The sequence below is a fragment of the Methylorubrum subtropicum genome, from assembly GCF_038442325.1.
Lineage (GTDB): Bacteria > Pseudomonadota > Alphaproteobacteria > Rhizobiales > Beijerinckiaceae > Methylobacterium > Methylobacterium subtropicum.
In genome coordinates this window covers 1-12,882 of the sequence record NZ_JBBXMW010000001.1, presented here as the reverse complement: position 1 = coordinate 12,882, position 12,882 = coordinate 1, and the positions used below count along the sequence as shown (strand labels likewise).

12 protein-coding genes are annotated in these 12,882 nt (G+C 67.5%); 2 read left to right on the top strand and 10 right to left on the bottom strand.

The window, feature by feature from the left end; genetic code table 11:
• The first annotated feature begins 6 nt into the window (after positions 1–6).
• Positions 7–945, top strand: a complete 939-nt coding sequence (locus tag AAHG03_RS00060) for a phosphotransferase (protein WP_342147924.1) — start codon at positions 7–9, stop codon at positions 943–945.
• Positions 946–1,000: 55 nt separating this feature from the next.
• Here AAHG03_RS00060 and AAHG03_RS00055 read toward each other — a convergent pair whose 3' ends face one another.
• The 10 genes from AAHG03_RS00055 to AAHG03_RS00010 form a co-directional block, all read right to left on the bottom strand.
• Complete coding sequence (locus AAHG03_RS00055; protein ID WP_342147923.1) at positions 1,001–1,282, bottom strand: hypothetical protein; 282 nt, start codon at positions 1,280–1,282, stop codon at positions 1,001–1,003.
• 14 nt (positions 1,283–1,296) lie between these two features.
• The gene (locus tag AAHG03_RS00050; protein WP_342147922.1) at positions 1,297–1,986 is read right to left on the bottom strand and encodes a tetratricopeptide repeat protein; all 690 of its coding nucleotides are present in this window, start codon (positions 1,984–1,986) and stop codon (positions 1,297–1,299) included.
• A 17-nt stretch (positions 1,987–2,003) separates the two neighbouring features.
• The gene (locus AAHG03_RS00045) at positions 2,004–3,113 is read right to left on the bottom strand and encodes a hypothetical protein (protein ID WP_342147920.1); all 1,110 of its coding nucleotides are present in this window, start codon (positions 3,111–3,113) and stop codon (positions 2,004–2,006) included.
• Positions 3,114–3,242: 129 nt separating this feature from the next.
• A complete protein-coding gene (locus AAHG03_RS00040; RefSeq protein WP_342147919.1) occupies positions 3,243–5,675 on the bottom strand; it encodes a N,N-dimethylformamidase beta subunit family domain-containing protein in 2,433 nt (810 codons plus the stop codon).
• Between the two features lie 113 nt (positions 5,676–5,788).
• The gene (locus tag AAHG03_RS00035) at positions 5,789–6,229 is read right to left on the bottom strand and encodes a N,N-dimethylformamidase, small subunit (protein ID WP_342147918.1); all 441 of its coding nucleotides are present in this window, start codon (positions 6,227–6,229) and stop codon (positions 5,789–5,791) included.
• Positions 6,230–6,517: 288 nt separating this feature from the next.
• The gene (urtE, locus tag AAHG03_RS00030) at positions 6,518–7,216 is read right to left on the bottom strand and encodes an urea ABC transporter ATP-binding subunit UrtE (protein ID WP_342147917.1); all 699 of its coding nucleotides are present in this window, start codon (positions 7,214–7,216) and stop codon (positions 6,518–6,520) included.
• Positions 7,217–7,218: 2 nt separating this feature from the next.
• Positions 7,219–7,959 (bottom strand): urea ABC transporter ATP-binding protein UrtD, encoded by a 741-nt coding sequence (gene urtD / locus AAHG03_RS00025; protein ID WP_342147916.1) that lies wholly within the window; start codon positions 7,957–7,959, stop codon positions 7,219–7,221.
• Positions 7,960–7,970: 11 nt separating this feature from the next.
• Complete coding sequence (gene urtC / locus AAHG03_RS00020; RefSeq protein ID WP_342147915.1) at positions 7,971–9,083, bottom strand: urea ABC transporter permease subunit UrtC; 1,113 nt, start codon at positions 9,081–9,083, stop codon at positions 7,971–7,973.
• Between the two features lie 70 nt (positions 9,084–9,153).
• On the bottom strand, positions 9,154–10,038 hold the full coding sequence (gene urtB, locus AAHG03_RS00015) for an urea ABC transporter permease subunit UrtB (protein WP_342147914.1): 885 nt from the start codon (positions 10,036–10,038) through the stop codon (positions 9,154–9,156).
• Positions 10,039–10,103: 65 nt separating this feature from the next.
• On the bottom strand, positions 10,104–11,414 hold the full coding sequence (locus AAHG03_RS00010; RefSeq protein ID WP_342147913.1) for a transporter substrate-binding domain-containing protein: 1,311 nt from the start codon (positions 11,412–11,414) through the stop codon (positions 10,104–10,106).
• A gap of 575 nt (positions 11,415–11,989) precedes the next feature.
• Here AAHG03_RS00010 and AAHG03_RS00005 point away from each other — a divergent pair.
• Positions 11,990–12,882: carbohydrate porin (locus tag AAHG03_RS00005; protein ID WP_342147912.1), on the top strand; the 893-nt coding region annotated here is incomplete at its 3' end.

The window sequence follows — 12,882 nt, the reverse complement described above, 5'->3', positions numbered from 1 at the left end:
TTTGCAATGAGTTGGATCGAGCTGGGCGCGGGCTGCAGCCCGTCGGAACGCGCCGTCGAAGCGGTGCTCGCGCGCTTTCGCGAGTGGCGGGAACTGCCATTGCGCTACCGCCCAGTGACCGGGGGCATCAGCAACACCAACTGGCGCGTCTCGACCGGTGAAGCACAGGACTTCTTCGTCAAGGTGCCGGGCCGCGGCACCGAGATGTTCATCTGTCGCGACCACGCCAACGAGGCCAGTCGCCGGGCGCAAGCCTGCGGCTTCGGCCCGGCCGTGCACGGATACCTGGCGGAGGAGGGCGTCGAGATCTTCGCCTTCGTCGAGGGATACCGCGCCTCGACCAATCTCGATTTCCTCGATCCCGCGATCCGCTGCAACGCGGTGACGGCCTTGCGCGCCTTCAACGACGCCGCGCCCTTAAGCCTGACCAAGACCGTGTTCGACATGATCGAGGAACACGTCGCGCAGGTGACGCAAGTCGGCGGGCGGGTGCCGCCGGACTTCGCCTTCCTGATGCGGGGCTTCGCAGAGGCCAAGGCGGCGCTGACGGCCTCGGGCCTCGACCTCGTGCCCTGCATGAACGACACGCTGGCCGGCAACTTCATGATCGGGCCGGACCATCGCATCATGCTGGTCGATTTCGAGTACGCCTCGAACAACGAGCGCGCCTACGAGATCGCCCTGTGGTTCACCGAGATGGCGTTCCCCGAGGCGGTCGAGCGCGAGATGATCGAAGCCTATTTCGGCCGGCTCGACCCGGCGATGGAGGCGCGCATCAACGTGCTGAAGGCGCTCGCCGACCTGAAATGGGCCACCTGGGCGATGATCCAGGAGGCGGTTTCGACGCTCGATTTCGATTTCTACAAGTACGGCACGTGGAAGCACATGCGCGCCCGCACCCAGTTCCACCACTCGGACTGGGCGCGCTGGCTGCGGCGGCTGTGAGCGCGCGGCCTCCCGCCGATCCAGCCCTCCTCACGACCGGCTCGCGGGCCGAGCCTCACCCGGCCCGCCGAAACAGGAAGACGTGGCGGCCCTCGCCCGGAAGCGCCGCCGCGCCCTGGCGGCCGCAGATCCAGTCGCGCACCATCGCGGCTGCTTGGGCCGAGACCGCGGGCTTCCACAGCCAGATGTCGCGGGTCCGGTCGATGCCGTGCTCGCCGAACAGGGCGGCGGGCGCGTCGTCACAGACGCCGACCGACCAATCCGAAAAATCGGCGCCGAACTCCTTCACGTAGCTGATGAACTCGAACTTGATCTGCTGGACGCTATAGGCGGTCATCGCGAGAGCCCCGCTCAGGCCGGGATCGGCGCGAGGCGGCCGGGCTCGGTGCGCCGGGCCTGTGCGCGGGCGGCGCCCTGGCGCTTCTCGTCCGCCGACATCTCGGCGATGACCGCTTCCAGCGCGGTCAGCGCCGTGCCGACGCCGTGGCCGGCGGCGAGCGAGAGCCACGCGAAGGCCTCGACCCGGTCGCGCGCGACGCCGATGCCGTGGGCGTAGAGATGGCCGAGCCGAGCCTGGGACGGGTAGTGCCCGGCCTCCGCCGCGCTCCGGTAGAGGGCGGCGGCGCGCGCCGGGTCGGCGGGAAGGCCCTCGCCCTTAGCGAGCAGCGTGGCGAGGTTGTAGGCCGCCATGGCGTCGCCGCCCGCCGCCGCGCGCTCCAGCCAGCGCGCGCCCTCGGCCCGGTCCTGCGCCACGCCCTGGCCCATCGCCAGCATGGCGCCGACATTGGTCGCGGCCGGGCCGTGGCCCTGCTCGGCTGCCCGGCGATACCACGCGAAGGCCTGCGGCAGGGAGGCCGGCACGCCGGTCCCGCCCGCATGGAGGGCGCCGAGCCACGCCTGCGCCTCGGGGTCGCCCGCCTCCGCGAGCGGCCGGAACACCGCCAGCGCCCGGTCGTAGGCGCGGGCCTGGAACGCCGCGACGCCCTCCGCGAGGGTGGGTACGGGCGCGATGGTCTGGGCAAGGGGCATGGCAACGCTCATGGGGGTCTCCCGCACAATCAGCAGTCGCGGCCCTGGGCCGTGGCGTAGAGGGGTTGGGTCTGCGTCGGCACCGGGCGCGCGCCGACGCGCTCGGCGATGCGCTGCTGGAGCCAGAGGCCGGCGGCGTCGGCGGCGGGCGGGGAGGCAAGGACGCCGAGCGCGGCCTGCACCGCGACGGCCGGGGCGAGCCGGGCAGCGATCTCGGCCCGCCACGCCGCCCAGGACACTTCGAGGTCGGACGCTTCGAGGTTGGACGTTGCCGCGCCCTCCGGTCCGAGCAGGCCGATGCGCAGCAGCGTCTGCCCGAGGGCGGTCGGCTGGAGCATGATCGCGCAGGTCTCGGAGCCCGACGCGATCAGGACGAGGTTGGGGAAGTGCAGGGTGATGGCCGCAGCCTCGCCCGTGGCGAGCCGCCCGGTCAGGTCCAGGCTGTGCGGGCCCTCCGCGCGGGGCGTGCCCTCGGCCAGGGCCTGGGCGGCGAGCTTCCAGTTCGCGGCGAACTCCGCTCGCCGGGTCTCGTTGGCGAGCGCGGCGAGCCCGCGCGGTGCGGCCTCGGGCGGCTCCGCCTCGGAATCGAGGTTGATCCGGACGAGCGGACCCCAGGCGCGGACCGCCACCGGCAGCAGCCGCTCCGGGCGCAGGCCGAGATACTGGTGCATCGCCGGGCTCAGGCCGTCGCGCCCTGCCGGCAGTACGGTTCCGTCGCGGCTGTAGCCGCAGGCGGTGAAGGAGCAGCGGGTCTTCGTGCCGGTGCGGCATTGCAGTGGCACCGCCCGGCAGCCGCCGTGCTGAGCCTTGTTGAAGCGCCCGATGAGCCCCCCCGCCTCGTCCCGCTGGACATGCAGGCCGTGATGGCCGGCGGTGAAGGGCAGGAGGTCGCCGGGCGACGGAATCTCGGCGGCGAGCCCGATCGCGAGCCACGCGCGGGTCCAGACCGCGTCGTCCTCGAGTTCGGCAAACGCCAGCGCGCGATAGGCGGCGGGCGGCAGCAGGCGCGGGGCCGTCGGGTCGAGGCTGCTTTCGAAGAAAGCCGGATCGGCGAGGTCCCGTCCCTCGGCGCGGTGGCCGAGATCGGGGCGGTCCGGCACGAAGCCGGAAGAAGCGGCAAGGGGGGCTGCAAGCGCCATCGGCTCATCCTGGCGAGCGAGGGGACGGTGGCAGCGCCTCGGGGGGCGTCGGCACTGCCACCGCGGCTCCGCCCGAGGAACGAGAGGGCGAAGCGTCCGGGCGGCCCCCGCCGGAGCGGGGGCGAGCGGTCAGGCGGGCAGCGGCTCGTCGCGCTCCCGGCGGCTGCGGTGCTCCATCGGGCTCGGATCGTAATCGGCCCGGCCGCGATGCTTGATTGCGCTCTGGGGAGCCGCCGGCAGTGGGCCGTCCATGGCGAAGCGGTCGAGCACGTTCTTGGTCAGCCGCGAGATGTTGTTGTCGCCGTTGTTCCAGGGGAGCGAGCCGCAATAGGCGATCGACGAGAAGGCGAAGCAGGCGCCGCCGTTCGGCGTCTCGTGATAGGCGATGTCGCCGCGCACCCGCGGATGGGTGGTGCCGTCGAGCCCCTGCTGGTTGAAGCCGAAATCCTCCATGACGAGGAGATAGGCCTCCGTGTGCCGCCCGGCCGAGGTCGCCACCGTCAGGGTGTGCGGGGGCGAGCCCAGCATGGTGTCGACGATGTCGAGTTCGAGCCCCGCCGCGCCGCCGCCGACGAGGCCGAAATTGCCGAGCTTCTCGTCGTAGGTGATGCCCTCGAACGCCCACGAGACGCGGGTGTCGAGACTGTCCGGCGTACGGGAGAAGTAGCTCGATACGTCGAAGCCTTCCGACGACATGCCGACGCCGGCCACCGAATGCAGGTAGCGCCCGCGGAAGCGCCACATGCCGCCGAGTTCGCCCGTGCCCTGATGGTAGTACTCGCCCGGATCGGCCCGCCACGTGCGGATGCCGGATTCGCAGCGGCGCATCTCGGTGACGACGCCGCGCCCCTTGTCCTCGTAGCCCGGATGGTACGAGTGGACCCAGTACCACGCGTCGGCGCCCATATACATCAGCCGGCCGCCGCGCTGGGTGTAGTTGTGGAGCGCGTCGAGCTGGGTGCCGGAATTGTGCTCCGGGTGCGAGCCGGTGATGACGACGTTGTAATTCTCGATGCGCGCGAGCCCGTCGTAGGTGATGTCCTCGTCGGTGAAGACGTCGTACTCGTAGCCCATCGTCTCCAGCCAGTAGATCAGGTGCAGGTCGGCCGGGTATTGCCACGGCGCCTGGGCGAGGAAGTGGTCGTATTTCGGCCGGATCGACAGGATCGGCCGCAGGCGCGACGAGATCGAGATGCCGGTACCGTCGGTGTGGGTGTCGTAGATCGAGCCGCCGTATTCGCGATGCTCGGACAGGAACATGTTCTGCTGCTGCATGATCGGCACGCGGTAGATGAACAGTTCCGCCCCGCCCGCGTTGCAGGCCACGTGCTCGTTGGCGTAGGCCATGTAACTGATCGTCGGCACCATCACGGCGATCTTGGCGGTCTCCTGGCCGATGCGCGGCACCACCCAGAACGGGATGAACTCCTCGTCGCCGTCCGCCGTCGTCAGCTTGGCGGCGTAGAAGCGGCTCTTCACGCCGGTCTCCGGCACGCTCCACGCGAAATCGGAGACCCAGCGGGCATCGTCCACGTCGTCGTCGTGGAAGCTGATGGCGCCGTATTCCCCCGGCGCGTGCTTCCAGTCGAAGTTCTGGCCCGACCAGTTATGGCCGGTCATGCCGCGGTTGGGGCAGTTCACCAGCGTGGCGTCGAAGCGGTACGGGCCCTCGTCCTTACAAGTCAGCGTGTCGATGCCGACGGAGAAATTCCAGGCGGCGACGATGCACTCGGAGAGCTTGCCGGTCGGGCCGGCATTGCGCCGCTCGGTCAGGCCGGGCTGGGCGCCGGCCTTCATCGTTTCGATCTCGGCGCGCGAGAGCGCCCGGTTACAGATGCGCGGGCTGTCGATCTTGCCATTATACTTGCCGGCAAAGACCATTCCGGCCGGCTTCGAGGAGGCGGCCAGCGGATCGTCGGGGGCCACCCGCTCGACATAGGCACCGAGCGCCACGGGCACGGGGGCGTGGGCGATGGCGAGGTTCAGCCGCGCCTCGACCGGGGCGATCTCGGGATCGAGGGCGTAGACCACCTGCGGCTCGTGGTAGAGCGTGACGAGGCCGGTCGCCGCGTCGAAGGTCGCGGCGCAGAAATGCCAGGCATGGTCGCGCAGCGGCACGCCAGTGGTGATCCGGTGCTCGTTGATGCGCAGTTCGAGGCAGCCGTCCTCGCCGATGAAGAGGCCGTAGCCGCACTCGTTCGACCATTTGGTCACGAGCCCCTGCGCCCCGTGCTTCCAGTAGCGCGGATGGGTCTTGGGCGCCGTCGGCCAGATCCAGCACTGGAGCGTGAAGCTCTCGACGTGGAAGGGCTTGGCGTCCGGCACGTAGGCGTAGGAGCCGCCGTGGATGATCTGCTTCCGGCCCGTGTAGGTGCCGTTGACCGCGGCCTCGACCGGCTTGTCGATGTAGCCCGGCCCGCGCGGGTTGGTGTCGCCGTTGATCATCTGGACGATCTCGACCTCGTACTCGGCCGGGCCGTCGCAATTGACGTAGAACTGGATCGTATCGCCGGGATGCACGCCGAACTTGTCGGCGTAGCCGGTCAGCCTCATGGTGGTCATCGGGTCAATCCTTCGGGGAACGTCTCTGGTCCGCGCCCGCTCTCGCGCGTCGTTGCGCGGGGGCGCCGGGCGGCCTGATGAGCCGCCCGCTGATCGACTTCAGCCTGGCCGCCTCAGGTGATCGGCCAGTTGTCGTCCTTGCGCTTCCAGCCCTCGTGGTAGTCTTCCGGGAAGCCGTAATTCTCGGAGAGTTCGTCGAGGCGCATGAGGAAGATCGCGTGCTGGATCTCCTGCTCGTCGGTGTAGACCGTGTCGTCGACGAAGACCGGCGGCACGCCGCGGATGCCGGACAGCCGGGCGATCCGCCACTCGGCGTCGACCCGCGTGCAGATCACGATCAGCTTGCCCTTCGGGCTCTCGCCGCGCATGCGCAGCAGCACCCGCTTGAGCACCGGGTCGGCATGGACGCCGCCGGTCACCACCGTGGTGTCGCCCGGCGTCTCGCACAGCAGCACCGAGTTGCCGGCGACCCCCTTCATCGAATCCATGCAGGCCTTGTGCGCCGCGATCAGGCGCTCGCGCTCGGGCGTGCCCTTCCTCGGGATCGGTTCCATCGTCGTCGCTCCTCGTGATCGCGGGCCGCCTCATTGCGGCCGGGCAGGGTTGCGGGCGCGCGCAGACCGCCGGGATTTTCTCGGCGGGCGACCCGTTCCGGCGGAGCAACGCCGCTCCGCTGAGAAGTTTAGGAAAGTCTCTTAAGGTCCGTTCCATTCGAAATAGTCGGCCATAATTCGGATCTCTCGCTCAATGATTGACTTTATGTCCGATCCGGATCGCCGGTCAAGTCTGTTATTCTTCTCAAGAAACGTTTTTTACGCTGGGGCTGATCGTGCACGGCCCGTTCAGATCGTCATGTGCCGTTCGATCAGCTCGTCGGTCATCTCGCCGATGGGGCCGCGGGCGACGATGCGGCCGTTCTCCATCATCAGGAAGGCGTCGCCGAGCTTGCGGGCGACCTTGATGTGCTGCTCGGTGAGGATCAGCGTGATGCCGAATTCCTTGTTGAGCCGCCCCAGCGTCTGGCCGATCTCGGCGACGATGTTGGGCTGGATGCCCTCGGTCGGCTCGTCGAGGAGCAGGATGCGCGGGTTGGTGGCGAGTGCGCGCGCGATGGCGAGCTGCTGCTGCTGGCCGCCGGACAGCAGCCCGGCCTTCCGGTGGAGGTTCTGCGCGAGGTAGGGGAACAGGGAGAGGCACAGCTCCGGCACGTCCCGGCGCCCGTCGGTGCGGGCGAAGGTGCCGAGCAGGATGTTCTCCTTCACCGTGAAGTGCGGCAGGATCTGGCGCCCCTGCGGGATGTAGCCGAGGCCGTACTTGGCCCGCGCATGGGTCGGCGCCGTCCCGATGGGGTCGCCGCCGATGCGGATCTCGCCGGAGGTGCGGTCGGTCAGGCCCATGATGGTGCGCAAGAGCGTGGTCTTGCCCACGCCGTTGCGCCCGAGCACGCACAGGCACTGCCCCTCGGGCAGGCCGAAGCCGAGATCCTTCAGGATCGGGGTCTTGCCGTAATAGGAGGTCACGCGGTCGAGGGCGAGCAGCATCGTCAGACCTCCGGCTCGCCGAGATAGACCTCGCGCACCCGCGGGTCGGCCTCGATCTCGCTGAGTTTTCCATGCGCCAGGAAGGCGCCCATGTGCATGACGGTGACGACGTCGGCGATCTGCCGGACGAAGCCCATGTCGTGCTCGACCACGATGAGGGTGTTGGTGCGCTTGAGCCGGTTGAGGAAGACGATGGTCTTCTCGATCTCGGCCTCGGTCATGCCGGCCACCGGCTCGTCGAGCAGCAGGATCGCCGGGTTCTGCATCAGCACCATGCCGATTTCGAGCCACTGCGTCTCGCCGTGGGAGAGGAAGCCGGCCTCGACATCGAGGCGGTCCTTGAGGCCGGTCAGGCTCACCACCTCGTCAAGCTTGGCCGAGAAGCCGGGCGGGCGCCGCCGCAGCATGTTGCGGAACGGGTTGACCTCGCGGGAATAGGCCACCTCGAAGTTCTGGCGCACGCTGAGTTCGCGGAACACGGCCGGAACCTGGAACTTCCGGCCGATTCCGCGCTGGGCGATCTCGTGCTCGGAGAGCGCGGTGATGTTGTCGCCGCGCAGCGTGATGGTGCCGGAGGTGGGCTTCTGGCGCCCGGTGATCAGGTCCATCGTCGTGGTCTTGCCGGCGCCGTTGGGGCCGACGAGGCAGCACAGGGTCAGTTCGGTCACCTCCAGGCTGAAGCCGTTGATGACCTTGGTGCCGCCGAAGCTCTTGTGCAGGTCGCGGATTTCGAGAACGCCCATAGGTCCCTCCCTCACTCGCCCGCCGCCGGCAGCCCGGCGGGCTCGGGCCGGGCGTGCTTGGCGGGCTGGCGCGCGATGCTGCCCAGGATCATCTCGAGGAGGCCGGCGAGCCCCTTCGGCAGGAAGCGCACGACGACGATGAAGAAGGCGCCGAGCATGAGCAGCCAGGTCGCCAGGAACTGGTCGCCGAGATAGCTCTGGCCGCCCTGGATCAGGAAGGCGCCGAGGATCGCGCCGAGCAGCGACAGCCGCCCGCCGATCCCGGCCCAGATCACCATGCCGATGCTGAAGGTGGTGTCGAGCTGCGCCGGCGAGACGTACTGGATCAGCATCACCCACAGGCAGCCCGCGAGCGCGGCGATGAAGCCGGAGATCGCGTAGATGCAGGTCTCGTAGAGGGCGACGTTGTAGCCGAGGAAGCGCACCCGCTCGGGGTCGCCGCGCAGCGCCTGCACCACGAGGCCGAACTTGCTCTGCGTCAGGAGCTTCGCCCCGACCGTGACGGCGACGAGCCCGCCGCAGACGATCCAGTAGGCGGTCGTCCCGTAAGGGTCGAGGTCGGTGCCGAACAGGCTCAAGGGCGCGGGCGGCGAGATTCCGTTGGCCCCGTTGGTGTAGGGCTGCATGTCGAGGATCAGCGTGGCGAAGGCCGAGAGCATCGCCAGCGACATGATCGCAAAGAACGGCCCCGAGACCCGGGCGCGGAACATCAGCGTGCCGAACACGACGTAGAACAGCGTCGGCACGACGAGCGCCAGGAGAATGCCGCCGCCCGTGCTCCAGAACGGCTGCCAGAACCAGGGCAGGTGCTCGAGGCTGTTGTTGAGCATGAACGGCGGGATCGGGTTCGAGTCCGGATCCTGCGACTGCATCTGCATGGTCATCGCCATGCCGTAGGCAGCGAGCCCGAAGGCGATGCCCTGGCCGAGATTGAGGATGCCCCCAAAACCCCAGCACAGGCTGATCGAGAGCGCCAGCATGCCGTAGATGCCGTAGACGGCGAACTGGTTGAGCAGGAAGCCGTCGGTGACGAAGACCGGGATCAGGGCGATGGCGGCAAAGAACAGGCCGTAGACCGCCCATTGCGCCGGCTTGCTGTGGTAGAGGTTCTGCTTCGTCGTCATCGGACAAGACACTCTTCGGACGGCGAGGACGGGTGGGAGCCGGGGCGCGGCTCAGCTGGGTGCGATTGCCTCATCGGCGGGCTTTGGCGACCGCGAACAGGCCGCGCGGGCGGAAGCGCAGGAACACGACGATCAGCACGTAGAGGAGGAAGCGGGCGAAGGTGTCGTTGGTCAGGAAGGCGAAGACCGACTGGAGTTCGCCCGTCAGCCCCGCCGCTGCGACGCTGCCGAGCAGCGTACCGCCGCCGACCACCACGACGAGGAAGGCCTGCACCACGTAGGCCGTGCCCATGGTCGGCAGGACGATGGCGAGCACCCCGAACAGGGAGCCGGCGAGCCCCGCGAGCCCGGCGCCGATGGCGAAGGTCGTCATGTAGACCCGGTCGGCGTTGATGCCGAAGGAGGCGGCCATCTCCTTGTTCTGCATGACGGCGCGCACCTGCATGCCGAAGCGGGTGCGGTAGAACAGCCACGCGGTCGCCGCGACGACCAGCGCGGTGACACCGATGACGACGAGGCGGAACACCGACAGGCTGGCGAAGCCCACCTCGACGTTGCTCTGGAAGATTTCCGGCACGGCGATGTATTTCGGGTCCGAGCCGAAGATCAGCCGCACGCCCTGCATCAGCACCAGCGAAACGCCCCAGGTGGCGAGCAAGGTGTCGAGCGGGCGGTTGTAGAGATACCGGATCAGCCCGCGCTCGATGGCGAGCCCCACCAGCGCCACCACCGCGAACGAGGCGGGCAGGCACAGCAGGAACGGCAGGCCGAGGAAGGATTGCAGGGCGTAGGAGGTGTAGGCGCCCAGCATGATGAACTCGCCATGGGCCATGTTGATGACCCCGACGGTGCCGTAGATGATCGTCAGACCGATCGCGGCGATGAGCCAGATGCTGGCGATGCTGGCGCCGAGCACCAGCGCGTTGGCGAATGGGGCGATGTCGAGAGACGTCACGGGGCCTCCGTCGGATGCGGCCCGGTCGCGGATCGCCCGCGGCCGGTTGAGGGCGCGGAAGGGCGTCAGATGACGTTCTTGCGGTTCTTGCCGTCCGGGGCGACGAGGCCGGCGGCGGTGCATTTCCCGGCATTCGGGTAGATCGAGTACGGGTCGGGCGCGACGTGCTCCGCGGCCTGCGAGACGACCTTGAAGCTGCCGTCGGCTTGGCACTGGCCGATCTTGGGCTTCAGCCACGTGTTGAAGTTGTCGCCGTCGATCCAGATCAGGCCCTCGGGCGAGACCGCGTCCTCGACCCGCACGCCGCCGCTGACGTCGCGGATCATGCGCGAGGTGACCTCCTCGACGTTGCCGGTCTTCTTGATCGCGGCTTCGAGCCCGGCCTTGAACACGTAGGCCGAGAGGTAGGTCTCCTCCATGTTGTAATGGGTGGAGCCGTTCTTGCCGTACTTGCTCTTGAGGAAGTTTTCGACGAACTTCTGATTGGTCGGGTTGTCGAGCGTCTGGAAATACGGTGCCGAGAGGAAGTGGCCGGCGCCGAATTCGGGGCCCATCGCCTTGGTCTCGATCTCGCCGGTGGTCAACGATGCGATCGGCATCGAATCGACCTTGAAGCCCTCCTGCTTGAACTGCTTGTGGAACGCGATGTCGGAAGCACCGACCACGGTCGAGAAGATGAAGTTCGGCTTGGCGTCGCGGATCTTGCCGAGCACGGGCCCGAACTCGGAGCTGCCGAGCGGGATGTATTCCTCGCCGAGCAGTTCGCCGCCGGCCTCCTGCAACCAGATCTTGGCGTTCTTGTTCGACTCCTTCGGCCAGACGTAGTTCGAGCCGACGAAGAAGACCTTCTTGCCGAAGTTCTTGACCATGTACGGGATCAGGTCCTTCGAGTGCTGGTTCGCCAGCGGACCGGTGCAGATCGTGTTCTGGGTGCATTCCGCACCCTCGTAGCAGGTCGGATAGTAGAGCAGGCTGTTCTGCGACATCACCACCGGCAGGATCGCCTTGCGGCTCGCCGAGGTGTAGCAGCCGAACAGGGCGATCACCTTCTCGCGGATGATGAGTTCCTTTGCCTTTTCCGAGTAGACGTTGAAGTCGGACTTGGCATCGACGATCACCGGCTGGATCGGATGGCCGGCGATGCCGCCGTTCTTGTTGATCTCGTCGATCGCGTACTGCATCACCAGGGTGGAATCTTCCTCCGGGACCGCGAGCTGGCCCGTGAGCGAGAACAGCAGCCCGACCTTGATCGGCTCACCCTTCTTCAGCGTCGCGCCCCAGGCCTCGCGAGCGGTCGGCAGCCACAAATGCGGCGCGGCGATCGCCGCCGCCGCGAGCGAAGACCGCTTCAAGAGATTGCGACGCGTGAGGTCCATGTCCGTCACCTCGATTTTGGGGCAAATGCCTGGAATTTCATCGCGCTGCCGATGAATGCTGCAAGAGATCGAAACTCATCTTGCCTCCGAACGCTACGTCCTGATTTTGCACTGCGTCAAGAGCAATTTTCTCTAAGGGACAGATTTTTTCTCCAAAGGCAACGAGACGCTCACGGTAGGGCGGCTCGGTAACCCTGTGGCATCGCTGCAAGGAGGATGCCTCAAAAGCCAAAAATCCCAACTACGGTGTTGACCGCATATCCGAATCGATGCCAGCCTAGTAATTACGGAAGCTTTTGGTCAAAAATTACGCAGCAGCGTAGTGTTTCATCAACATGCATCCAAAATGGACTTCGCATCCGGCAAGCCCAGGCTGTGGTGTCCTCAGGCTATAACCAGAAATACAACATCAATCGATATACCGCTCACGGTTGGCCTCGCGCCGAACGGAGGATCGCGGCGAGCCCGGCTTGTGCATCGCACAGGACGGCGTCGCCCAAGATCTTCCAAGTCTTGCGCGAGGCCGGCGCAACAAGGGGACGACGATGCGACGCGACGGGCAGGGGACGGAACGGATGGTTTCGCGATCGGTAAGGAGGGGCGGAGCGACCGGGTTGCTGCTGGCCGCGGGGCTTGCGCTGAGCGGGACGGCGGCGCAGGCGCAGCAGCCCTCGCCGGTCGGCCAGTTCAACGACCAGACCCAGCCGCGCACCGATCCCGCCATCGCCGCCAAGCCCGGCGACCCCGTCCGCGTCGGACCGCTCGCCCCCTGGGCCACCGACATGGCCGCGCGCGGGCTCACCTTCGACATCAACATCTACGACTTCTACCAAGCCAACCCGACCGCGGGCCTGCGCCGCGGCGAGCAGTCGAACTCGGCCTATTTCGTCCTTTCGATGAACGCCGACATGCAGCGGCTCGCCAACATCGCCGGCGGCACGATCAAGTTCACCCAGACCTTCTTCGGGCTGGTGCGCAACACCAACCACGCCGCCGACATCGGTGACACCACGGTCGGCTACCAGCCGCCCTACACGCCCAACAACAACCGCCTGTCGCTGCTCACCTACGAGCAGAAGCTGTTCGACGACCGCCTCGTGGTCGAACTCGGCCGCACCCACCCGGATCGGTATTACGGCCTGCCGCCGTGCAACTCGATCAACTCCTGCTTCCAGGACCTGTTCTACTTCAACGCCGGCTTCACCTCGCCGCTCTTCGCGGTCTGGGGCGCCAACGTCGCCTACCAGCTCTCGCCGACGAGCTACATCCAGGCCGGCGCCTTCACGGTGAACCCCAACACCAACGTGCTGTCCGGCTACGACTGGGGCTACGAGCGCATCTCGGGTGCGCTGGTGATGACCGAGATCGGCACCAAGACCACCTACGCCACCACCGCCTATCCCGGCCGCGTCTCGCTCACCGGCTTCGTCAACACCGCCGACCACGACGACAACTTCAAGACCGTGTT